This is a genomic window from Bacillus sp. MYb56, from assembly GCF_002976445.1.
In the GTDB taxonomy this organism is placed as follows: domain Bacteria; phylum Bacillota; class Bacilli; order Bacillales; family Bacillaceae_G; genus Bacillus_A; species Bacillus_A mycoides.
In genome coordinates this window covers 65,658-89,265 of record NZ_PCOH01000012.1, presented here as the reverse complement: position 1 = coordinate 89,265, position 23,608 = coordinate 65,658, and the positions used below count along the sequence as shown (strand labels likewise).

Sequence of the window (23,608 nt, the reverse complement as noted above, 5' to 3'; positions counted from 1 at the left end):
AAAAAAAGAGTTAGCCTCAATAATGAGACTAACTCTTTTTTTAATAATTAGTTTAAAATTTTCACTGTAACTGTTTTACGTCCCCAGTTACTTGATGTACCTTTATCTGGCATTAAAACGTCAATTTTATTTCCTTTAATAGCTCCACCAGTATCACCAGCGATTGCTACTCCGTAACCTTCAACCCATACTTTTGAACCTAATGGAATTACACTTGGATCAACTGCAATTAGTTTCATGTTTGGATTAGCTGTTAAGTTATGACCCATAGCTGATTTTACTTGGTCTCCTGCTTTGTAACCATTTTCAAGTGGATCTGCTGTGTAAGCTGTTGCTACAACTCTTAATTCACGAGAAGAAGATGGTGCACTTGTTTCAGTTTCTTTCGCAACAGGTTGTTGTGTAGCTGGTTTTTGAGCTTTAGCCGCTTCACGAGCTTTAGCTGCCTCTTGAGCTTTAGCTGCCTCTTGAGCCTTAGCTGCTTCACGAGCTTCAGCTGCCTCCCCGGCTTTAGCCGCTTCACGAGCTTCAGCTGCTTCTTGAGCTTTAGCCGCTTCACGAGCCTTAGCTGCTTCTTGAGCTTTAGCCGCTTCACGAGCTTTAGCTGCCTCTTGAGCCTTAGCTTCTGCTTGAGCTTCAGCTTCTGCCTGAGCTTTAGCTGCTTCACGAGCTTTAGCTGCTTCTTGAGCCTTAGCTTCTGCTTGAGCTTTAGCTGCTTCAGTTGCTTCTTGAGCTTTAGCTGCTTCACGAGCTTTAGCCGCTTCTTGAGCCTTAGCTTCTGCTTGAGTTTCAGCTGCTTCACGAGCTTTAGTTGCTTCTTGAGCCTTAGCTTTTGCTTGAGTTTCAGCTACTTCCCCGGCTTTAACTGCTTCACGAACTTTAGCTGTATCTTGAACGTTAGTTACTTTTTCAGCTTTAACTACTGGCTGAACTTTAACTGGTGCTTTTCCTGTTAAGTAAGGAATGTGTACATAAGCTGTTTGGCCGTTATATTCAAATTGGATCCAATCATTTTGTACTTGGTGTGTTGTTTCGATTACATCATCTTTTTTCAATTTACCAAGAATCGCTGAATCTGTATTCGCTCCAGCACGTACGTTTAATACGTTTGCTGTTACGTAGTAAGTATCTTTTGTGTAGTCAGCGCTTATGAAAGCCTCTTTACCACTATTTAATTTAACTTTTGACCATCCGTTTTCTGTATGTAAAACGTTAACTTTATATCCATCTAATAACTTTCCGACAACTTGTGATTCAGTAGTTGGGTTTTCTCGTACATTTAGTACATCAGTCGTTACGATTGTTTCTGCTTTAGCAGATGTTGTGAAAATCCCAAGACCAAAAACCGCTGCTGTTGCTATACCCATAAATTTTTTCATAATAGCCTCCATTGCATTTGTTTTCGTTGACCTCATTATAGCAACCATTATTTTCTTATTTGCGGAAAACACAAAACTACAAAGCATTCGTAACGAGGCATTAATATTCTGTAATAATTCCATTAATATCCTGATAGCGTTTTCTTTGCGTTTTTGAGGGGATTAGAACATACGATTTATAAAATCAACACTTTTTTAATTACTAATAGATTAATAATGTATCAGTGGTGTTACTCAAATGTTTCTGTAACGTTACAAAAAAGGGGTATTTAACTATTTGAATCGTAATGTAGTTATGAAAATATAATTTTCTTGTGTGTGAAGTCGTATATATAGGGGGGATTTTAATGAAATAGAGATATAATTGTTACAAAATAAGTTGTAGTATGGAAAAAATTACGCCTTGAATTTGTTCTTTTACATATTATTTTTGCAATAATAGGATTGTAGGATAGTGGTAATGCGAAATGAAAGTTGCAAGGATAAAAAGATAATCGCAACATGAAACATATATAATAGAAGAAACATGATTTAAAGGGATGATATCGTTATGAGTTGGTTCGCGAGTTGCAGTAGAATTATCCCGCTATTTGTGGGCAGTAAAACCCTCACCTCAAAATTCGGCTGAAGCAAAGAAGTTAGGTGGGAGATTAACTGCCCGTAAAAGCCCGATTGGTGAAGGCTAATAATCAGTGGGGGATGAACAAAACCCCCACTGATTATAGTTTCACTTTATATAATAGAAGTTAGAGGTTCTTATTTTTGTCAAAACGTCGATGAAATTACATTTGCCTTCAACAAAATAAAAAACGTAGGAGTGTAAACTCCTACGTTTTTTATTTACTCATATCGTAAACATTCAATTGGATCAAGTTTAGCAGCTTTGTTTGCTGGTAGTAAACCGAATGCAATACCGATTAGCATTGAGATACCTACTGAAAGAAGTCCAAGTTCTTTTGAGATAACGAGTGGCCATCCGGCAAAGATTGAGACGATCCAAGCGAAGAAAATACCAAGCATGAATCCGATGAAACCACCGAGACCTGTTAAAATACAAGATTCAATTAAGAATTGTGTTAATACTTTACCGCGCGTTGCACCAAGTGCTTTACGAATACCGATCTCACGTGTACGTTCTGTTACAGATACAAGCATGATGTTCATTACACCGATACCACCAACAAGTAAGGAGATAGCGGCAATGCCACCGAATACCATTTTCATCATACCGATGGATTCGTCTAATTGCTTCGTAAATTCACCTAAGTCCTGTGCTTCGAATTTGTGCTCGAATTTAGGAGCTTTCATGTCGTTTAAAACAGAAACAGCTTGTTTTTCTACACTTTTACGTTCTGTTGGAGAGGTCATTGTTAATTTTACAGAGTCATACTCATTTACTCCTGAAATGACAGGCGCGTTTTCAAGAGATGTATAACCTTCAGGCATAGCCATTCCAAATTCGTTTTTCGTTTCGTATACACCGACTATTTTATACGGCTTTCCTTTTACATCTGTGTATAGATTTGATTCCCAACCACTAAATAATTTGTTGAAAGCTTCTTCATTTAATATAACAGCAGGAATTGCTTGGTTTAATTCGCTGTCGTTTAATTCACGACCGTGAACTAATTTTATTTTCGAATCTGTCATAAAGGCGCCTGTTCCACCTTTTAAATCAAGAGAGACATCTTTTGAACCAGAAGATGCTTTTACTTTCATACTTACATCTGGATAAACATCTTTAACGCCTGGTACAGTTTGAAGACGTTTTAGCATATCAGGTGTGATTTTGGCACTATCAGTTCCATAATCAGGGTTGTTGTAGTAAATCGTTACTTCAGTATCTTTTCCTTGGCCTAACTCTTTTTTAAACTTTGCATTTGTACCATCACCCATTGAAATGATAGTAATAATGGCGCTAATACCGATAATAATACCTAGCATTGTTAATATAGAACGCATTTTATGAGCAAAGATAGAGGAAAGGGCCATGCGTATATTTTCACTCGTGTTCAAAATTAACCTCTCCAATCTTGGACGATATTTCCGTCACGAATTACAATTTGACGTGCTGCCGCTTCCCCAATTTCACGATCGTGGGTAATCATAATGATTGTTGAGCCTTGTTTGTTTAATTCGTAAAAGAGATCCATAATTTGTGTACTTGTTTTCGTATCAAGTGCACCCGTCGGTTCATCTGCTAAGAGAAATTTCGGGTTATTTACGATTGCACGTGCGACTGCGACACGCTGCTTTTGTCCACCTGACAATTCATTTGGTAAGTGAGTAGCACGATCAGCTAAACTGACTTTTGTTAAAGCTGCTAATGAGCGCTCACGTCTTTCTTTTTTATCGACTCCAGCGTAAATAAGAGGTAGTTCTACATTTTGAAGTGCTGTAAGTCTCGGTAATAACATAAAGTTTTGGAATATGAATCCGATCTCTTTATTACGAACATGTGCAAGTTCTGTTTCAGACATGTTTGAAATGTTTTGACCAGCTAGTTCGTACGCACCTGTCGTTGGTTTATCTAAGCAACCGATAATGTTCATTAATGTTGATTTACCAGAACCAGATGGTCCCATAATAGAAGTGAATTCTCCTTGGTTTAGTTTTACATCAATTCCGTGTAATATTTGAACGGACTCTGCACCATTTTGGAAAGATTTCGTGATGCCTTTTAAGTTAATCATTGAGTGACAACCTCCATACCGTCTTTTAAGTCTTTTTCAGGTTTAGAGATAATTTCCTCTCCTTTTTTCACTCCAGAAACTTTTGCTTCGCTATCTGTCTCGAATTCAACAGTAACTGCTTGTTCTTTCGCTTTACCGTCTTTTACAACGAAGACAACATTTTTGTCACCTTTTTTCACAATGCTGCTTTTCGGAACAATCGTACCAGTTGCTTCGCCAGATTTACTTGTTACGTAAACATGGAAGCCGTTTTGTAATTCTTCACTATTATCTAATGTGACAGTGAATTGATAATTAGAAACAGTTTTATTTTCGTCCATGCTCTTTAATGGTGTAGAACCGATTTCTGTTACTTTTCCTGTCCAAGTCTTACCAGCGACAGTTTTTGATGAAACAGTTACTTCTTGCCCAACTTTCATACTAGCAAGTTCATATTCAGAAAGTTGACCTTTTACTTTAAATTGACCAGCGTGACGAAGTGTAATGCCACTCATACCTGTTTTTTCATCAGCAGTTTTTACGATATCATCAATTACACCGTCGGTTGGACTCGTTACAGAAAGTGTGTTTACTTTCTCTTTTGCTGCTTTAATCATTTCATCAGCTTTTTCTACTTCAAACTTTTTCATTTCAAGTTGTGATTCTAATTGTTGCACTTCGACTTCCGATGCCTTTAATGCTTCCTGAGGAAGACCTGCATTTTTATCTTTTTGTAATTTTTGTTTCGCTGCATCAATTTGTTTTTGATATAATGTCACTTCTTTTTGTGCAATTTTCTTTTGCATTTCTGCTTCTGTTACACCTTGTTTAGCAGTAGGGTCATTATATTTAAATAGAAGCTGCCCTTTTTTCACTTCGTCACCTTTTTTAACAGCTAATTCATACGTACCTTTTGTTGGATCAAATGAAATCGTTTCAATTCCATTTGGAATAACTTCGCCGCCAAATTTTTGTGCATTTTCAATTTGTTTTTCTGTAACTTTATAACCGCTATATGCCATTGCTACTTCTGAACTACCGCCAGCTAAAGCAAAATATGATCCAGCAGCAATTCCGATCGCTACTACACTAGTAATTAACACTTTATTTTTCTTCTTCATCTATTTATCACCTTTTCGTTCGTTTTAGTATCTACATTAAGTATAGAAGAGGTGAAGAATCTGACAAATCGTTTTAGCTTACAATAACCTTACAGTTTTGTAAGGTATCGATATGTAAATGTAAGGTGGAGGTTGTCCTAGTTTAAGCAAATGAATTGACTCGTTGTTTCTTTCTAACAATAATATTGTATGAAGGAGAGGAGGAAGGAAGATGGAAGCTTATTTTAGTGCGTATCCATTAAAACCATTTATTCCATACTCAAGGCAACATGCTATTATATTATTTATTATGTTGGTGGGGATAGTTTTTCTATATCAATACCAAGATGTATTACGCCAAAGTGAGTGGAATATAACGGTTCGATATGCGATCGCATTTCTATTTATAGGGAGTGAGATTGGGCTTCATATGTGGGAATGGGAAGTGGGTATTTTTGAGCTAGGCACTTCATTACCATTTGAGTTATGTACGATAAGTTTGTTGTTAGCGTCGATTATGATTGTAACGAAAAGTTATCGAATATATGAGATTGTGTTTTTTACAGGAATTATCGGTGCATCACAAGCCATTTTAACGCCGAACGTGCAATACGCTTTTCCGCATTTTCGCTTTATAGAATTCTTCATTGCACATGTATTACTCATTTGGGCACCGCTCTTTATGACGTGGGTAGAAGGATATAGACCTACCTTGCAATCGATTAAGCGTACGATGATATTTTTAAACATAGTAATTCCAATCGTTTCATTTGTGAATTATAAAACGGGCGGCAATTATATGTTTTTAGCTCGTAAGCCAGAAACTGCTTCATTACTGGATATGTTAGGACCGCACCCTTACTATATTATTTCATTGGAGATTGTTGCTCTCATTGGATGTTTAATTTTGTATATGCCGTTTGCGAAAAGAGAAGAACATGCACAGAAAGAATCACTAGGATCATAACCTAGTGATTTTTTTATATAAATATTTACAATTCAGAAAATTGGGAATAAAATTAGAGGGTAAATTACATATAGAGAGAAGGGAAAACGTGGTCAAAAAAGTTTTTCTGAATGGGATGGAAGTGACGGTTCAATTTATTATTTCGATTTTGGGTATTATTTGTTTAGGGGCACTGCCAAAGTTATTTTATGGATTTGAGCTGCATGCATCAAAGTACATACAGAGTTTAAAAGAAGTGTTTGTGAACTTAATGGATATTTCCAATTTTCAATATGTGAGAGGTAAATTTTTATTTCCGCAGTTGTTCGTCCATTATAAAGAAACGATTGTTATTTTTTTGGCTGCTTTTTTCATTTCATTATTTGTAGCATTTTGTATTGTTTATGTCATTATGAGTAGTTCACCGCGTATACAACATCGTATTAAATCATTTCTTATCTTCCTAGAATCTATTCCAGACATTCTTCTTATTTTAGTATCACAAATTTTAGTTGTATGGTTTTTTAAACAAACAGGCTTTTTACCTTTTCAAATTGCGTCAATCGGAGGCGAGTCGATTAGAGGATTGCCAATATTTTGTTTGAGTATACCGACTACGATTCTGTTTGTAAAAATGTTAGTGCTTCGTTTTGAAAATGAGCTAGAAAAAGATTATGTACTATTTGCTAAGGCGAAAGGGCTGAATCGTATTCATATTTTAAATCGTCATGTTTTACGAAATGTGTTGCTTAGTACACTTTTCTTTGCGAAAACGAATGTTTTTTTTATGTTATCTAATTTATATATTATAGAATGGATTTTTAATACGGGTGGTATTTTTATGTTTTTGAAATCTTATGAAGGTATTAGGGTTGAGGTTTTCATCGTTAGTGTGCTGCTTATTTATATTCCGATTTTTATTTTATTCAAATTGTTTCATTATCTCATTCCAGCTGCGATGAAGGAGAGATTATAATATGTGGACGTATATAAAACGTGATAAAAGATTTTGGATAAGCATTGGATTTCTTCTCATATTAGTTCTTTTGAGCATCGGAAATACGATATGGAATGATGGACAGATTAAAAAAGTTACGTTGCAATATGATGCGGCTGGAAATCCAGAAGTGCCACCGTTTTCACCTTCATTACAATTTTTACTCGGGACAGACCGGAAAGGATACGACCTGTTACATTTAGTCATTGAAGGTGCGAAGTGGACGATTGGTATCTCTACTTTAATTGCGGCACTTAGAATGGTAATAGGTGTGTTTTTCGGTGTTATACTCGGAACATATGTAAAAAGAGGGTTTTCAAAAATCGAGGCTTTTTTTGATAGTTTTACGGTTATTCCGACAGTTATGATTGCGTATTTTTTTCTTCACTTTGCAAATGCATTTGGGAGTGGAGAGGAAACAACAACGTTTTTTGAAAGGGCTTCGTTTCAAGTTTTATTACTTGTAATGCTTGTGATGCCAGTTATTGCACTGTATGTTGCGAAGGAAGTTCGTAAATTGAGAACCGAAGAATTTATTGAAGCTGCGTGCATATTAGGTGGATCAAGAAGGCACATTGTTATAAAACATCTTTTTCCGCATCTCTATATGACGTTTATACTCGTATTTCTTCAACAGTTTACGCAGACTCTTACTATTTTACTGCACTTAGGGTTACTGGAAGTATTCTTTGGTGGAACAGTTAACTTTATGGGGCCGGTGGAAGAAGTGGAATCTTATACGCATGAATGGTCAGGTTTAATTGGAGTATACTTTAGGTCATTAACAGTGCATCCATGGATTCCTCTCGTCCCAATTACATTTTTCGGGCTTACTATTTTTTCAGGAAATATGATTGTGAAAAGTATAGAAGAGGCGATGTTGAAAGTAAGATTAGGAGGAGAGAGAAAGAAGATAGTTGTAGAAGAAGAACAATCTGCTGTGCAGTCAAAAGAAGAGTTATTTACTTTTAAACATACGATGTGAAATGAAAAAAAAGAAGCAAGCATAATCAATGCTTGCTTCTTTTTTTATTTCGTAGAAACTTCACCTTCAGCTTCTGTCTGTGGAATAAAGTATCCGATTATACCACCGATAATTGCCGGAACAATCCAGCCAATTCCTAAGTTATAAAAAGGAATTGTGTGTACGATATTAGCGATAAAACTTGGAATCATTTCCACATTATCAAGTGCATGAATACAGCTAATAAGGAATGCAGCGATCATCGCTCCGATATAGACAGAAGGTTTACGTTTCGTATATTTATCAATAAATGATACGAAAATTAAAATGATTGTAATTGGATATAAAATAATTAATACAGGTAATGTAATTTTAATTAATAAGCTTAAGCCTAAGTTTGAAATGATGAAGCTAAATATACAAACGTATAGTACCAGTTTCTTGTATGAAACATTCGTTAACACTGTTGCGAAATAGTTTGCGAATGCACTTACAACACCGATTGCAGTCGTTAAACAAGCGAAAATAATTGCGATACTTAATAAAACATTACCGCTTGTCCCAAAGAATTGATACATAATCGTAGCTAATAGCTGACCACCGTTTTCAAATTGTCCTAAGTTTCCGTTTGAAGCCCCGATATAACCGAGTAAGAAATAAACAATTGTTAAGAAAAGGGCAGCAATGCTTCCGCAAATAATTGTATATTTTGCAATGGATTTTTTATCTTGTATACCGTTTTGGCGAATTGCATTTACAACAATCGTTGATAATACGAGCGCCCCAATTGCATCTAAAGTTAAAAACCCTTCAAGAAATCCTTTGAAAAATGGGATGTCTTTATAGTCACCGATAGGTTCTGTGAATGATCCTGGTGAAAGAATTGCTTTTGTTGCCATAATTGCAATAATTACAAGTAAAATTGGCGTTAATATTTTACCGATATGATCTACTAATTTGGATGGATTTAATGATAGGAAGTAAACGACTGTAAAGAAAATAGCGCTAAAAACTAACATAGAATACCATTGATCTGGGAAAAGTGGTGCAATCCCAATTTCGTAAGATACAGATCCAGTTCGTGGAATAACAAATAGTGGGCCGATTGAAAGATAAATAATGATAGCGAATACTGCTGCGAATTTTGGATGAACACGGCTCGCTAAAGTGTTAAAACTACCACCGGCAAGGGCAACAGCTACGATAGCAAGTAAAGATAAACCGACGTCTGTAATAATAAATCCTGTAATGGAAACCCACATGTTTTCTCCGGAAGAAAGACCGAGAAGAGGCGGGAAAATCATATTACCAGCACCGAAGAAAACTGCGAATAGTAATAAACTAATCGAAAGTATTTGCGCTGGTTTTAAAGTTGTACGCATATAAAGAAGAGCCTCCTAATGAGCGTTTTTTTGTCGAAAATTCAAATAATTTGTCGATTGACTGTTATTATTTTAAAGGTCTGATGACTAGAAAGCAAGAGGGAATTTTAAAAATATTTTAAAATAATGCGTAAAATTGAATAAATATACTATTTATATGTTAATGCAGGAAGAATTTCACTTTTAACGTAAAAAAACACATATCGCTAGGATATGTGTATTAAAAATAAATTTGCCTATCACGTTCTTCTTTTAAAATTTCTACAGCCTCTCGGAAACGTTGAGAATGGACAATTTCTCGTTCGCGTAAAAAGCGTAAGCTATCATTTATATCGGGATCGTCTGATAAATCAATTAGCCATTGATAAGTCGCTCGTGCTTTTTCTTCAGCTGCAATATCCTCGTATAAATCTGCGATAGGATCTCCTTTCGCTTGAATGTAAGTGGCAGTAAAAGGAACACCACCTGCATTATGGTAAAACAAGGCGCTATCATGATTCGCATAATGCGCGTCTAATCCGGCAGCTTTCATTTGTTCAGGTGTTGCATCTTTTGTTAATTTATAAATCATTGTAGCAATCATTTCTAAATGTGCGAATTCTTCTGTACCAATATCGGTTAGTAAGCCAACGACTTTATCAGGAATTGTATAACGTTGATTTAAGTAGCGAAGAGCAGCAGCCAGTTCGCCGTCCGCACCGCCATATTGTTCAACTAATAATTTGGCGAGTGCTGGATTACAAGTACTCACTTTAACTGGATATTGTAATTTTTTTTCATAAATCCACATAGTTTCTCTCCTTTATCCCGCTATTTGCTGCCCGTAAACTCCACTTGATTAAAGTTTCATTTTATATTTGCCATGGCCACGGTCCTTGGCTCCATTGCCATGGAGCGTTAGAATAACTATTTCCGAACTGCTGAAGTGGCCCGTATTTTTCTTCAATTTTTTGTTGTAATACTCTTCGTTTATAGGAGAAATCATTGAATTGATTTATAGCTGCAGTATCGTCGGGGTGCGTATCTAAATAGAGGGTAAGTTCAACTAATACAAAGTCTAGTTCTTGTAGTTCTTCAATCCATTTGTAATATTCATCAGGCAATGTTTGTGTCACGTTTTTATTCACCGTCCTTTTTTGTGAGGATTTTCATAAAAATCATAAAAAGCAGGCCATAAAGTCCCTTTTCTTAAAGCTTCGTTTGGTGGGAATTGGGGTAAGTTAGGTGGTTGAAAGCCCATAAATAGGTGTGGGGGAGTTGAGTAGTATTTCTTTCCAATTGGAGGGCAAGGATCATTTGGACCGTGATAAGGTATGTAAGATTTCATGAATTTATCCATATTACACGCCTCCTTTATAAATGAAATATTCATCACTATGTATTGTATTCGTACATAATTGCAAATTATGACTCATATAGAAAACTAAAAGGGGCAGGGGGAGTGCGGATGGAAAGTGTTACAACATGTATTGTCTTAGAATCTAAAAACTTAAAGGAAACATTATATTTTTATGAAGGAATTCTAGGGTTTAAACCGAGCAAGGAGAGGCCACAAATACGTGTAACAGGTGTGTGGTATGATATTGGTTTAACGAGAATTTGTTTTGTTGTAAACAGGGGACTGGGAGAGCATAGAGAGACTGTTATATCATCAGTGAAGGAACTATTGTTACAAGCTACAAATATCGAGCGTTTAAAGAAAAAGTTAGCGTTTTATCAAATATCATTTGTAGAAAAGCGCCGCGGTGAAGAAGTTAGAATAATATTTCATGATCCAGATGGTTATAAACTCCAATTTATTTCAATAGAGAACATGGAAGAGAGTCTTTTACAATGTAATAATCTGAATGGTGAATGAAAAAAATATTGACAAGCTTAGGTAAATATTTTAATGTGATTGTATAAAACTGTGTATATAAAGGGGAGTAACTTATTACAGTAAAGTCGTCATTACAGGGAGAAACCCTCGGCTTTATTGGCAACGTTTCGTTGTTAGTGAGACCTTTACCAGCAATGGTAAAGGCCCCTTCTTGTCTTTTTTAGGACCCTTACCATATTTGGTAGGGTCCTTTTTGTATACAAAGAGAGGAGAAATAAAAATGAAAAAACTTATAAGTAGATTAAGAGTTGTATTTCATGTCCGCCGTTTCGTTCCATTCCTATTTGACTTTTTTACTTCAAAAGAGGTTTCAATAAAGAAGAAAATTTTATCTATTGCTTTTTTAGTTGGTTATGTAGCGATGCCGCTCGATTTAATTCCAGACTTCCTACCGTTCATTGGTATTTTAGATGATATTGGAATTGTGTTATTTATTTTGAACCGAATTGTAAAGATGGCGCCAGTTCAATTACAAGAAAAGCATAACGTAAACGTAGGATAGGAGTTGAAAATATGGAGCAAATTATTTTAGATATAATCGAGTTTTTAAAGCAGTTTTCTTATTTTGGAGTTGTGTTAGCATTAACGTTTGAATTTATTCCAGCAGAAGTAGTTTTGCCCATGGTTGGGTATTGGGTATATGAGGGAGATATGAATTTTTGGCTAGCTGTATTAGCTGGAACGCTTGGCGGAACGACAGGACCTTTAACGTTATATGCGCTCGGGTATTACGGTGGTCGTCCTCTATTAATAAAATACGGGAAATACTTCTTCATTAAAGAAGAACAAATTCAAAAAGCAGATGATTTCTTTGAAAAATATGGACCGGTTGTAGCATTTGTTGGACGCTTTGTGCCAGGAGTTCGAACGCTTATTTCCGTTCCATGTGGTATGGCGAAAATGAACATATGGAAATTTAGCATATATACATTTGTAGCAATGTTCCCATTAACGACTTTGTATATTTATTTTGGAATGAAATTAGGTCCGCATTGGGAAAAAGCAGCGGGTGTTGTTGGACAATATATGCTACCGATATTAGCCGTCGTTCTTATTATTGTAGGTGGTATTTTAATCTATAAATTTATGAAAAAACGAAACAGATCGGAATCTATCTAGTCATTGGTAATGGAATTTGCATATTTTTTGAAAATAGATGAATAGTACAGGCAAAAGACTCTGAGGGACATACACATATAGGGAATATAAAAGAGAGAGGGGAAACAACTATGTCTTGTGAGTGCTCAGGGTCAGCATTAACTTGCTGTCCAGATAAAAATTATGTACAAGATAAAGTGTGTAGTCCGTGGTCTGCTACTGTAGTTGCAACAGCAATTGATAATGTTCTTTATACAAATAATATTAACCAAAATGTAGTTGGTACTGGTTTTGTTAAATATGATGTTGGTCCAGGTCCAATTACTGTAGAAGCGCTTGATTCTGCTGGGGCTACAATTGATACACAAACATTAAACCCAGGAACGAGTATCGCTTTTACGTATCGCCGCTTTGCTAGTATACAAGTTGTGTTACCTGCAACACCTGGTGGAACGTATCAGGGAGAATTTTGTATTACAACACGTTATCCACTTTCATAGTAGAATAGGAGAGGATCGAAATGGGAATGAGAAGTTCCGGTTTGTCTTGTTGTTCTAATAAAACACTTGTGCAAGATCAAGTATGTACAGACTGGTCTATTACAGGTGCTGGTACTCAAATTGTATATACGAATAATATTACACAAGAAGTATATGGTTCAGGTTATGTGAAATATGATGTAGGCGCGAATCCCATTACAGTTGATTTTTTAGTCGGTGCTACAGTAGTTGATACAATTACTGTACAACCACAAAGTAGTGGTACTTTCACTGTACGATATTTTACTACTGTCCGAATTACTACGACAGGAACAACTGTTAATCAAGGCGAGTTTTGTATTACAGTACGTTATCCAATTTCATAAAAAAAGCATACCGTAAATGGTATGCTTTTTTTAATTGAGGAAGTAATAAAATTGGTATTCTATAAGCAACATGTAAATTGGCAACAGTACTTGCCTTCTAAATATAGTGAAGGATTATTTTGTATATTAATAATACTAACGGATTTTAAATCTTTACCTGTGTAAGATATTGTATTGCCAGGAAACACAGTGAAAATATTGGTTACTGCTCCAATGATTTGAATTGTAATTGCTTCAGTGCTGCTAGTACTATTGTAAACCGAGACAGTACCTGATATAAGCAGTATCCCATCACTTTGCCACAGTATCATTGATTGTAGTGCATCTTTGGTAGAGGGAATGGTGTTGTTAGTTATGAGGAAATTCCCTGCAAATTCATTTGTTACTCGCTCACAACTTGGATTTGGAGGAGGGGGCGGTGGACAAGGGTCTGGACAAATGATAGATAAAGGAGCGAAACAGCCAATATTTTTTTTGTTCTTCAATACAACCCCTCCTTTTTAAGTTGTCTTTTACTACTATTAAATGTAGAAGCATGGCCGATGTGTTAAGAAAAGAAGAAAATTTTTAAAATTAAGATTGTCTAATAGGCTTACAGCTTAACTTATCATTAATGTTATAGAAAAGATTATATGTGAATAGACATGGGAAAAGAATGATCAGACTCTTTTAGACAAAAGGTGGTTGTATACAATAGTACGAGTAATGTTGGACTTAACACTTAATTAACTGTATATTTACAAAAAACTAATAAAATTCATTTGTTATTTAAACGATATTAATATGTTTAAGATAAAATAGCCCTTGTAATGAATCAATTATTATGAGGAGGATTCACGTGGAAAGAACTGCTTTACGAAAAGTAAAAGGTCTTATTGGATTATTAATGGTGTTTGTATTGGCATTTGTATCATTACCGTGGAGTACGTCGGTTAAAGCGGAAGAGAAAAAGCAAGAAAAGGCACCAAGTGAGAAGAAAATCGTTTTCCCAGTTGTAAGTGATGTGCATATTAAAGATAGTGGAACAGATGATACGTTCCGCTGGAAAAGAGCGATTGAGCAATTTAATACGCTTGCACCAAAGCAAGATGCGTTTGTCATTGTAGGTGATTTTACTGATTCGGGTTCAGTAAAGCAATATGATCGTTTCATGCAAGTGTATAACGAAAATGCAAATAAAGATGCGGTACGAATGAATTCTCTAGGTAATCATGATTATTGGAACGGCTTATCTGTAGAGGGAGCACAGAAGCGTTTCTTAGAAAAGACAGGAATGGAATCGGTTTATTATCATAAGGTGGTAAAAGGGTATCATTTCCTTGTTATGTCTCCAGAGGATGGGACAACACATGGCTATTATTCGGACAAGCAAATTAATTGGTTAAAAGAAGAAATGGCAAAGGCACAAAAAGATGATCCAGAAAAACCGATTTTTGTGTTTTTACATCAACATATTAAAGATACAGTGTACGGTAGCCAAGAATGGGGAACGAAAGATAGTGCGAAAATTAATGCGGTATTAAAAGAATACCCACAAGTAATTACGTTTTCAGGTCATTCACATTATCCGTTAGATGATCCAAGATCGATTCATCAAAAAGATTTTACGTCTGTTGGAACATCTTCTGTAAGCTATATGGAAGTTGAAGGCGGTAAAGTACAAGGGAATATCCCGCCAGGAGCTAGTACATTAAGCCAAGGTTTATTGGTAGAGGTAGATGACAAAGAGGTAACAATTAATCGCCGTGATTTCCATACAAACTCTTGGACAGGTGAGCCTTGGAAAATTAAATTACCAACGAAAAAAGAAGGATTCAACTATGGAGAAGATCGTGATAAAGAAAAGCCATACTTTGCGAAGGATGCAAAGCTTGCTGTATCAAATGTAACGGAAAATGCGGCAACAGTAACATTCCCGCAAGCATTGGACAACCTTCTTGTTCATTCTTATCGCTTGCAAGCAAAGGATAAACAAACAGGTGAGATTAAAAATAAGCTATTAGCATTCTCAGAGTTTTATCGAGATCCAGTGCCGAAAGAACTGACATTTACACTTGCAGGACTAGATGGCGGGAAAACATATACACTTGAAGTTGTTGCGATTGATTCATTTGGCAATGAAAGTGTACAACCATTAACGGCAGAAATTACTACGAAAAAAGATAATATTGACCCGAATGTGAAAGTACCAAAGGCAGATGTTTTTGATGTAAACTTTGCAGATGGTACATTTAAAGACAGTTCATCATTTGGTACAAAAGGTGATGTTAAGGGCAATGTGACTATTGAATATGATAAAGCATTGAAAAAGAATGTTATGAAGTTAAACGGAAAAGCAAATACATTTGGATACCTTCCATTTTCAGCAGCACAAAAAGAAAAAGTAGCAAATTCATTTACGTTAGAAACTGTATTTTCAATGAATGAAATTCGTGGACAAGGTATTTTGCAAAATACAGAGAGCGGTGGAATTGGTTTTGAGTCTACAGGAAGTGGCTATGTAGAATTATGGGCTCATATTGGTGGAAGCTATAAACGTGTGGGTGTTCAATTAGAAGCAAACAAAACGTATCATTTAACAGGAACATATAACGGCAGTGAAGTAGCAATTTATGTAGATGGTAAAAAAGTAAATAGTCAGCCGGCTCAAGGGAAAGTATATCACCCGAACGTACCATTCGCACTTGGTGCAGATCCTGATAGCAACGGAAATGGCGGTATTCCGTTAAATGGACAAATTGCATTAGCAAAATTATATAGTAAAGCATTAAGTTCTTCAGAAGTAGTAGCGGCATATAACGAGTTTTCTACTCGTACAAAATTAGAGCAAGTAAATACGTTATATGAAGAAATCGGAAAAGTGAAAGAAGTATTGGCAGGTACTTATGAATTTGGTGAAAAGCCAGGTCAGTATTCACAAGCAGCTTTTAACGAATTACAAAGAAGCTATGACAATGCAAAGAAAGTGTTTGAGAATATAGCGAGTACAGGAGAACAAATTGTTCAAACGTATAATGAATTAAAAACAGCAAACCAAACATTTGTCCAATCAAAGGTAGCAGAAGAACAGCCAAAAACACCGAAAGAAAAATTACAAGTGAATATTGAATCTGCAAAAGCTTTAGTAAAGAAAGCGCAAGATGGAAATGTAACAGACGGTTCTGTTAAATCATTAAGTCAAAAAATCACAGTTGCGGAAGCTGTGTTAAAAGATAAAAATGTAAAAGATGAGTATGTGGAATCAATGAATCGTACGCTAGAGCACGCTATTTCACTTGTTGAAAAAAGCATCAACAAATAAGGTATAAGAAAAAGAAGCTTATCATGATAGGCTTTTTTTTTGTTATACTAAAAGTAGTATAGAAAAAGGGAGCGAATAATTTGGAAGAGAAAAAGCTAAAAAGAATTCTTGAATATGTATGGATCGCCGTTGTGCTCCTTGTAGGATATTATTTATTAAAAGATAAAAGTATATGGATTCTATTTTTAATGACATTTTTATTAGCGGGATTAGGAACGCTATTTATTAACTTTTTCTTTGATAGTGTAAACGCGTGGAGAAAGAAAAAGAAAGAGACGAAGTAAGGGAGAATAAAGTGAAACTTTAATCAGTGGGAGTCTTACTGCCCGGCAAATAGCGGGATAGGTATACAAAAGTTGATCGGTATATTTTTCGTTTTACAATCGTTAATGAAAATAGCTCGCCTTTATTATAGGCGAGCTATTTTTTTATACTTCTTTTTTCTCATCATTTGTTTTTTTAGTAGCTAAATGACTATGTTTTCTAGAGTAGAAGAAGTATACGCATAAACCGACTATAAGCCAAAATGAAAAGCTGATCCATGTCGTTTTGGACAAATTAGTCATTAAATATAAACAACAAAGAATAGCGACAACCGGTAGTACAGGTACGAGTGGTGTGCGGAAGCCTCGTTTTAAATCAGGATGAGTTTTCCGTAAAATAAGTACAGCAAAGCAAACGAATGTGAAGGCTGTTAACGTACCGATGTTTACTAAATTCGCTAGTAAATGTAGGTCTAAAAGTCCTGCTAATAAAGCTGCAAATACTCCAGTAATCCATGTGTTTAATAAAGGGATTTTTACTTTTTTATTTACGCGTGATAAAGCTTTTGGGAGTAAGCCGTCTCGGCTCATTGCATAAGAAACACGAACTTGTCCATACATAACGACTAAAAGAACGGTTGTCATTCCTGTCATCGCACCAACTGCAAGTAGCCCCGCAATAGTATCTTCACCAACGAAATGTAGTGCAAATGCAACTGGATCAGAAACGTCTAATTGCGTATAAGGAACCATGCCTGTTAAAACGAAAGATACGATCATGTATAAAACTGTACAAATAAGAAGGGAACCTATAATGCCAATTGGTAAATCACGCTGCGGTTTTTTCGTTTCTTCTGCCGCGGTTGCGATTGCATCAAAACCTAAAAAGGCGAAGAAGACAGTGGCAGCTCCGGTAATAATACCGTCGTACCCGAATGGAATGAACGGTGTCCAATTTTCAGGCTTTACATATTTTGCGCCTGCTACGATAAAGGCGATAATAACTGCTAATTTGATAAGGACCATAACATTATTAATGCGTGCGCTTTCGCGTATACCAAAACTTAAAAGCCCAGTAATGAGAAGTAAAATACAAACAGCTGGTAAATCAATGAGACCACCTTTTCCTGTACCAGGGGCCGAGGAAATAATGGTGGGAAGGTGTATATTGAACCCTTGAAGCAATGATTGTAAGTATCCAGACCAGCCAACAGCTACCGCTGCAACAGCGAGTAAATATTCGAGCATTAAACACCAACCAACGATAAAGGCGACGACTTCCCCGACTGTCATGTATGCGTAAGTATACACACTTCCTGAGACAGGAATAGAAGAAGCAAATTCGGCATAACAAAAGGCTACACAAGCACAAGTAAATGCAGCAATAAGGAATGATAGCATAATACCAGGGCCAGAATGTTTTGCCGCTACGATACCTGTTAATACAAAAATCCCTGTCCCAATTACGGCGCCCATTCCTAAAAACGTTAAATCAAGTGCCGTTAATGTTCGATCTAGCTGTCGTGGTGATTCAGTACTAAGCGCTTTTTTTCGTAATAATGACTTCACTTTGAACTCTCCTCCTTTAGTTTTCATTTCCATAACTGCGAATATAGTACGAGCCCATTGGAAAAGAGTATGTAAGTGAATGAAAATACAGTTATGGTATGTAGTTTTTTAAAATTTCTGGGTTAATCTTATTATAATTCAGAATATTTTGTCAAATAAAATTTTAACAAATAAAAAGCCGGTTGTAAGGAGAAACTATGTGCAGAAATAGATGCAGGTTAACAATCAGTAGAGATGAAGAATAATCCACTGATTAAAGTTTTACTTTATTATAGTAGGAGAAGATGTTATGTTATTTTATTTTGAACTTGTCGTCATTTTACTTTGTACGAAATTAGCTGGTGATATTAGCGTTAGACTTGGCCAGCCTTCTGTACTCGGTAAATTAATCGTTGGTATTATTATCGGTCCGGCTTTGCTAGGTATTATTAATAGTTCAGAACTTATTGATGAGCTTAGCGAAATTGGTGTTTTGCTACTTATGTTTATGGCAGGACTCGAGACTGATTTAGAAGAGTTAAATCGTAATTTAAAATCTGCATTCGCAGTAGCGATGGGAGGAATTATTTTCCCATTCCTTGGTGGGTATTTAGCAGGACTTGCGTTTGGAATGTTACAGTCGCATGCGATTTTTTTAGGGTTATTACTTTGTGCCACTTCGGTTAGTATTTCTGTTCAAACACTAAGAGATTTAGGGAAAATGAATACGAGAGAAAGTACGACGATTTTAGGTGCAGCTGTATTTGATGATGTAATTGTCGTTATTTTATTAGCATTTGTGATGAGTTTTTTAGGTACACAAGATGTAAATGTAACGCTAGTCATTGCAAAGAAAATTATCTTTTTTGTAAGTATTGTTTTCATCTCTTGGAAAGTTGTTCCATGGATTATGAAAATGCTCGTACCACTTCGCGTAACAGAAGCATTAATTAGTGCAGCTCTTATTATTTGTTTCTCTTTTTCGTATTACAGTGAAATGATGGGGATTGCAGGTATTATTGGAGCATTCGCAGCTGGAATTGCCATTTCTCAAACAGAGTATAAGCATGAAGTGGAACATAAAATTGAACCAATTGCTTATGCAATATTTGTTCCAGTGTTCTTCGTAAGTATCGGAATGGAAATTACATTTCAAGGTATAGGAAGCCAGCTTTGGTTCATTATCATCATGACTCTTATTGCGATATTCACAAAGTTAATCGGATCAGGTTTAGGCGCAAGACTGACAGGATTCAACCTTCAATCTTCTATTAGTATCGGTGCGGGAATGGTTTCGCGCGGAGAAGTGGCGCTTATCATCGCAGCAAATGGACTTGCGGCGAATTTGTTAGCGAAAGAAAATTTCACAGCGATTGTCATTGTTGTTATATTGACGACAATTATTACGCCGCCGCTTTTGAAGAAGTATTTTGTATAGAGAGGAAGGGCTTATCTGATGTAGGTAAGCTCTTTTTTTATTGCAAAATGCAGTGGTCATGTAGCATGAATGGATTGTAATTATGATAAAATCTATGTATGTGATATGACAAGGAGAGGGAAGTGTGAAGATTACAAAGGGGAAAGTTATAGGTGTAATCATACTTATTGCACTATGTATACCATTTACTGCATGGAAAGATTCAAAAGTGAAAAATTTTCCAGTTTCTATTTTTTCTTCCTATGTAGAAGATGAAAATCCGAAAGACTATAAGTACACTGCTTTTGTACCTGACTTTGCAATTTGGATACATGGATGGGAAAAACAGCGATCTGAAGGTGAAATAACGTCATATAAAAAAGGGGATCGAACTGTAATTGTTCACCATCCACCTGGCAATGATGGTTTTTATCTATATGATACAAATGATATTAGAGAATATACGCAACCATAAGAAGTGGAGGTTAAATAGTGAAAGCTTCAACATTACTATTTAAAATTGAAAGTAATATGGATCAATTTTCACCAGCCGAAAAGAAGGTTGCCATGTACATAATGGAGAATGCAGAAATTGTTCCGAACTTAACGACGAAAGAAGTGTCAACGAATGCAGGCGCAAGTGAGGCAAGTGTTGTTCGCTTTTGTAAGTCGATTGGGATTGGGAGCTTTAAATCATTTAAAATCGCGCTCGTTCGTGAATTAACGATTGCTGATTATAATATTAATGATTTTTCAGTGATGAATACGGAAGATGGACCGTACGACTTGTTTAATAAAGTTACATATGTGAATAAAGCTGCAATTGAGGCGAGCGTCACGGCGATAGATAAGAAGGAACTTGAGAGAGCTGCAGATCGTATTGTAAATGCGGATAAAGTTATATTTTACGGAGTAGGTGGTTCAGCTACTCCAGCGATGGACGGGGCTTATAAATTTACACGACTCGGATTTACAGCGATGATGCTATCTGATTTTCATATGATGTTACCGCTTGTGACGAATTTAAAAGAAGATGATATATTTGTTGCGATTTCAACTTCTGGTCGTACGAAAGATGTACTTGAAATGGCGCAATATGCGAAGAAGCGAGGGGCTACAGTTATTGCGATTACGAAGCTAGACCAATCATCTCCGTTATATAAAGCGGCAGACATTCGCCTTTGTATGCCAGATGTAGAGCAAGACCATCGCATTGCGAGTATTGCTTCGAGAATGACGCAACTGAATATGATTGATGCTTTATATGTGATTACTTTCAATCGAATTGGTAATAAAGTATTAGATCAATTTATGGAGACGAGAGAAGAAGCATTACGGTTACGGAAATTGAAGTAGAAGAAAAGATGGGGAGACTCATCTTTTTTATTATCTTTGACACAAATATGTCATGTTGTGAAATTTAATTTCATAAAATAAGAAAGAGTTATTGATTTTTAGTTTCTTAAAGTTATAATAAAAGTGTGAAATATAATTTCGAAGAGGGTGGCAATATGTTAGAGAATTTATCGACAGAACACCGTAATGAGAAAACGATGAATCTAGATGAGATGAGTATAAAAGAAGTTTTACAAAGTATGAATGAAGAAGATCGAACTGTTGCGTTAGCAGTTGAAAATGAAATAGAAGAAATTGAAAAGGTTGTACAAATTGTTACTAAGTCTTTTGAAGAAGAAGGCCGTTTAATTTATATTGGGGCTGGTACGAGTGGCCGTTTAGGCATTTTAGACGCAGTGGAATGTCCCCCGACATTTGGAACAGATGATAACATGGTTCAAGGATTTATAGCAGGTGGATTGAAAGCGTTTACTAAGGCGGTGGAAGGTGCCGAAGATCGTGAAGAGTTAGCAAAAGAAGATTTAAAAAGTATTGGATTAAACGAGAAAGATACGGTTATTGGAATTGCAGCAAGTGGTAGAACACCCTATGTAATTGGCGGATTGAAATATGCAAGTAGCGTGGGAGCAAGTACAGCTAGTATTTCCTGTAATAAAAATGCTGAAATAAGTAAATATGCAAAACTAAATGTGGAAGTGGAAACAGGCGCAGAAATATTAACAGGCTCAACACGGTTGAAGGCTGGAACAGCGCAAAAGTTAGTACTCAATATGATTTCTACAGCGTCTATGATTGGTGTAGGGAAAGTATATAAAAACTTAATGGTAGATGTTCAATCTACAAATGAAAAATTGGTAGAACGCTCAAAACGAATTATTGTTGAAGCGACAGGCGCTAGTTATGAAGTAGCTACAGAGTGTTATGAGAAAGCAGATCGAAATGTGAAAGCTGCAATCGTTATGATATTACTACAGTGTGAATATGGGGAAGCACTAGAAAAATTAAAAGGTGCGAAAGGATTTGTGAAGAAAGCACTTTAAACTTTGGGGAGGGGGATTCTATTATGAAGAAAGAAGAGAGAATGGCCAAAGAGATTTCAGAGCAACTTGGGGGAGTAAAAAATATTCGTGGCATTGCTCATTGTATGACGAGACTGCGATTAACGCTTCATGATGAAAGTAAAGTGAATATGGACCTTTTGAAAAAGGTTGAAGGGGTTATGGGCGTTATTGAAGATGAGACGCTTCAAGTTGTTGTTGGACCAGGGACAGTAAATAAAGTAGCAGCTGAGATGGAAGGTTTAACGGGACTGCGAATTGGTGAGGTGGCAGATCACCACCTTGAAGATCTTGGGCAAGAGATGAAGTCAGAGATTAAGAAGAAAAATAATACACCAGTGAAAAACTTTTTAAGAAAAATAGGAAGTATTTTCATTCCGCTAATTCCGGGGCTTGTTGCGTCAGGAATTATAAATGGGGTTGCTAACTTTGCGAAAAACGCAGGTGCTGACCCGAATGCAACGTGGCTACAAATGCTACTACTTATTGGCGGCGGTATCTTTACATTCTTAGGAATTTTAGTCGGTTGGAATACAGCGAAAGAATTTGGCGGGACACCAGTTCTTGGGGCAATTGCAGGTATTTTAATTTTCAACCCAGCGATGGCGAATGTAAAATTATTCGGTGAAGCGCTCGTACCCGGACGGGGCGGATTGTTTGCAGTTATTTTTGCAGCATGGCTTATGGTTGTAGTAGAAAGACAAGTTCGAAAAGCAGTGCCAAATGCAGTTGATATTATCGTGACACCGCTCATTACTGTGTTAGTAGTAAGTATCGTAACGATGTTAGCGATTCAGCCAGTAGCAGGTTTCTTATCTGAAGGAATTACAAGCGGAATTAATGGTATTTTAAGTATTGGTGGCGCATTTGCTGGAGCAGTGCTTGCTGGAACATTTTTACCTCTCGTTATGGTCGGATTACATCACGGTTTAACACCAATTCATATGGAGTTTATTAATCAAACGCACGTAACGCCTTTATTACCAGTACTAGCAATGGCTGGGGCTGGGCAAGTAGGAGCAGCGATTGCGATTTTTGTAAAAACAAAAAACAAACGACTTCGTAACGTAATTAAAGGTGCATTACCAGTTGGATTTTTAGGAATTGGCGAACCGTTATTATACGGGGTTACATTACCACTTGGGAAACCGTTTCTTACAGCTTGTTTAGGTGCAGCAGTTGGCGGTGCATTCCAAGCAGTTATGAAAACAGCCGCACTCGGAATCGGTGTATCAGGATTATCATTAATTCCGTTAATTGCTGATAATAAATATTTATTATATTTCCTTGGATTAGTAGTGGCATATACGTTCGGATTCATCTTTACGTACTTCTTCGGATTCAAAGAAGAAATGGCAGAAAACATATAGAGAAAGGGATTCC

Annotated in this window: 25 protein-coding genes; 15 read left to right on the top strand and 10 right to left on the bottom strand. The window is 36.3% G+C overall.

Annotated elements, in window-relative coordinates:
• Positions 1–47: 47 nt before the first annotated feature.
• The 4 genes from entC to CQ058_RS16050 all read right to left on the bottom strand — a co-directional run bounded on the left by entC (position 48) and on the right by CQ058_RS16050 (position 5,172).
• On the bottom strand, positions 48–1,502 hold the full coding sequence (entC, locus tag CQ058_RS16065) for a cell wall-binding protein EntC (RefSeq protein WP_105589869.1): 1,455 nt from the start codon (positions 1,500–1,502) through the stop codon (positions 48–50).
• Between the two features lie 717 nt (positions 1,503–2,219).
• On the bottom strand, positions 2,220–3,371 hold the full coding sequence (locus CQ058_RS16060) for an ABC transporter permease (protein ID WP_002029935.1): 1,152 nt from the start codon (positions 3,369–3,371) through the stop codon (positions 2,220–2,222).
• 26 nt (positions 3,372–3,397) lie between these two features.
• Positions 3,398–4,072 (bottom strand): ABC transporter ATP-binding protein, encoded by a 675-nt coding sequence (locus tag CQ058_RS16055; RefSeq protein ID WP_002188403.1) that lies wholly within the window; start codon positions 4,070–4,072, stop codon positions 3,398–3,400.
• Positions 4,069–5,172, bottom strand: a complete 1,104-nt coding sequence (locus CQ058_RS16050) for an efflux RND transporter periplasmic adaptor subunit (protein ID WP_002010766.1) — start codon at positions 5,170–5,172, stop codon at positions 4,069–4,071. Before CQ058_RS16050 ends, CQ058_RS16055 begins: the two co-directional genes overlap by 4 nt.
• Positions 5,173–5,383: 211 nt before the next feature.
• On the opposite strand from CQ058_RS16050, the gene CQ058_RS16045 reads away from it, so the two are divergent.
• The 3 genes from CQ058_RS16045 (at position 5,384) to CQ058_RS16035 (ending at position 8,079) form a co-directional block, all read left to right on the top strand.
• Positions 5,384–6,118: a YwaF family protein gene (locus tag CQ058_RS16045; RefSeq protein WP_002188404.1), complete on the top strand. Its 735-nt coding sequence runs from the start codon at positions 5,384–5,386 to the stop codon at positions 6,116–6,118.
• An 88-nt stretch (positions 6,119–6,206) separates the two neighbouring features.
• Complete coding sequence (locus tag CQ058_RS16040; RefSeq protein ID WP_002188405.1) at positions 6,207–7,073, top strand: ABC transporter permease subunit; 867 nt, start codon at positions 6,207–6,209, stop codon at positions 7,071–7,073.
• 1 nt (position 7,074) lies between these two features.
• Positions 7,075–8,079 (top strand): ABC transporter permease, encoded by a 1,005-nt coding sequence (locus CQ058_RS16035; protein WP_002188406.1) that lies wholly within the window; start codon positions 7,075–7,077, stop codon positions 8,077–8,079.
• A gap of 44 nt (positions 8,080–8,123) precedes the next feature.
• Here the strand turns inward: CQ058_RS16035 and brnQ2 are convergent, their stop codons facing one another.
• The 4 genes from brnQ2 to CQ058_RS16015 all read right to left on the bottom strand — a co-directional run bounded on the left by brnQ2 (position 8,124) and on the right by CQ058_RS16015 (position 10,779).
• A complete protein-coding gene (gene brnQ2 / locus CQ058_RS16030; protein WP_001260928.1) occupies positions 8,124–9,440 on the bottom strand; it encodes a branched-chain amino acid transport system II carrier protein BrnQ2 in 1,317 nt (438 codons plus the stop codon).
• A gap of 220 nt (positions 9,441–9,660) precedes the next feature.
• Positions 9,661–10,230, bottom strand: a complete 570-nt coding sequence (cotJC, locus tag CQ058_RS16025; protein WP_002010774.1) for a spore coat protein CotJC — start codon at positions 10,228–10,230, stop codon at positions 9,661–9,663.
• A 61-nt stretch (positions 10,231–10,291) separates the two neighbouring features.
• On the bottom strand, positions 10,292–10,555 hold the full coding sequence (locus CQ058_RS16020; protein WP_000194953.1) for a spore coat protein CotJB: 264 nt from the start codon (positions 10,553–10,555) through the stop codon (positions 10,292–10,294).
• 8 nt (positions 10,556–10,563) lie between these two features.
• A complete protein-coding gene (locus CQ058_RS16015) occupies positions 10,564–10,779 on the bottom strand; it encodes a spore coat associated protein CotJA (RefSeq protein WP_002193326.1) in 216 nt (71 codons plus the stop codon).
• Positions 10,780–10,887: 108 nt separating this feature from the next.
• Between CQ058_RS16015 and CQ058_RS16010 the strand changes: the two genes are divergently transcribed.
• From CQ058_RS16010 to CQ058_RS15990, 5 genes are all read left to right on the top strand, one after another.
• Positions 10,888–11,298: a VOC family protein gene (locus CQ058_RS16010; protein ID WP_105589868.1), complete on the top strand. Its 411-nt coding sequence runs from the start codon at positions 10,888–10,890 to the stop codon at positions 11,296–11,298.
• 241 nt (positions 11,299–11,539) lie between these two features.
• Positions 11,540–11,821, top strand: coding sequence for a YkvA family protein (locus CQ058_RS16005; RefSeq protein WP_000733844.1), 282 nt, complete (start codon positions 11,540–11,542; stop codon positions 11,819–11,821).
• An 11-nt stretch (positions 11,822–11,832) separates the two neighbouring features.
• Positions 11,833–12,438 (top strand): DedA family protein, encoded by a 606-nt coding sequence (locus CQ058_RS16000; RefSeq protein ID WP_002010780.1) that lies wholly within the window; start codon positions 11,833–11,835, stop codon positions 12,436–12,438.
• A gap of 110 nt (positions 12,439–12,548) precedes the next feature.
• The gene (locus CQ058_RS15995) at positions 12,549–12,917 is read left to right on the top strand and encodes a DUF3992 domain-containing protein (protein WP_002087413.1); all 369 of its coding nucleotides are present in this window, start codon (positions 12,549–12,551) and stop codon (positions 12,915–12,917) included.
• A 20-nt stretch (positions 12,918–12,937) separates the two neighbouring features.
• Complete coding sequence (locus CQ058_RS15990; protein ID WP_000525803.1) at positions 12,938–13,282, top strand: DUF3992 domain-containing protein; 345 nt, start codon at positions 12,938–12,940, stop codon at positions 13,280–13,282.
• Positions 13,283–13,341: 59 nt separating this feature from the next.
• Here the strand turns inward: CQ058_RS15990 and CQ058_RS15985 are convergent, their stop codons facing one another.
• Positions 13,342–13,767 carry an S-Ena type endospore appendage gene (locus CQ058_RS15985; protein ID WP_002087412.1) on the bottom strand — a complete coding sequence of 142 codons (426 nt, stop codon included), beginning with the start codon at positions 13,765–13,767 and terminating at the stop codon, positions 13,342–13,344.
• A gap of 353 nt (positions 13,768–14,120) precedes the next feature.
• On the opposite strand from CQ058_RS15985, the gene CQ058_RS15980 reads away from it, so the two are divergent.
• Both CQ058_RS15980 and CQ058_RS15975 read left to right on the top strand, forming a co-directional pair.
• A complete protein-coding gene (locus CQ058_RS15980) occupies positions 14,121–16,583 on the top strand; it encodes a LamG-like jellyroll fold domain-containing protein (RefSeq protein ID WP_002186675.1) in 2,463 nt (820 codons plus the stop codon).
• An 80-nt stretch (positions 16,584–16,663) separates the two neighbouring features.
• Entirely contained in the window at positions 16,664–16,867 is a 204-nt protein-coding gene (locus CQ058_RS15975) for a hypothetical protein (RefSeq protein WP_000391506.1), read from the top strand.
• A 144-nt stretch (positions 16,868–17,011) separates the two neighbouring features.
• On the opposite strand, the gene bcaP is transcribed toward CQ058_RS15975, so the two are convergent.
• Positions 17,012–18,415 (bottom strand): branched-chain amino acid transporter BcaP, encoded by a 1,404-nt coding sequence (gene bcaP / locus CQ058_RS15970; protein ID WP_105589867.1) that lies wholly within the window; start codon positions 18,413–18,415, stop codon positions 17,012–17,014.
• A 289-nt stretch (positions 18,416–18,704) separates the two neighbouring features.
• Between bcaP and CQ058_RS15965 the strand changes: the two genes are divergently transcribed.
• The 5 genes from CQ058_RS15965 (at position 18,705) to CQ058_RS15945 (ending at position 23,595) form a co-directional block, all read left to right on the top strand.
• Complete coding sequence (locus CQ058_RS15965; protein WP_000899801.1) at positions 18,705–19,832, top strand: cation:proton antiporter; 1,128 nt, start codon at positions 18,705–18,707, stop codon at positions 19,830–19,832.
• Positions 19,833–19,956: 124 nt separating this feature from the next.
• Entirely contained in the window at positions 19,957–20,286 is a 330-nt protein-coding gene (locus CQ058_RS15960; RefSeq protein ID WP_002186673.1) for a hypothetical protein, read from the top strand.
• Positions 20,287–20,303: 17 nt separating this feature from the next.
• On the top strand, positions 20,304–21,167 hold the full coding sequence (locus tag CQ058_RS15955; protein WP_002188418.1) for a MurR/RpiR family transcriptional regulator: 864 nt from the start codon (positions 20,304–20,306) through the stop codon (positions 21,165–21,167).
• A 155-nt stretch (positions 21,168–21,322) separates the two neighbouring features.
• Positions 21,323–22,207, top strand: coding sequence for an N-acetylmuramic acid 6-phosphate etherase (murQ, locus tag CQ058_RS15950; protein WP_002166328.1), 885 nt, complete (start codon positions 21,323–21,325; stop codon positions 22,205–22,207).
• 23 nt (positions 22,208–22,230) lie between these two features.
• On the top strand, positions 22,231–23,595 hold the full coding sequence (locus CQ058_RS15945) for a PTS transporter subunit EIIC (protein ID WP_000711310.1): 1,365 nt from the start codon (positions 22,231–22,233) through the stop codon (positions 23,593–23,595).
• Positions 23,596–23,608 lie beyond the last annotated feature (13 nt).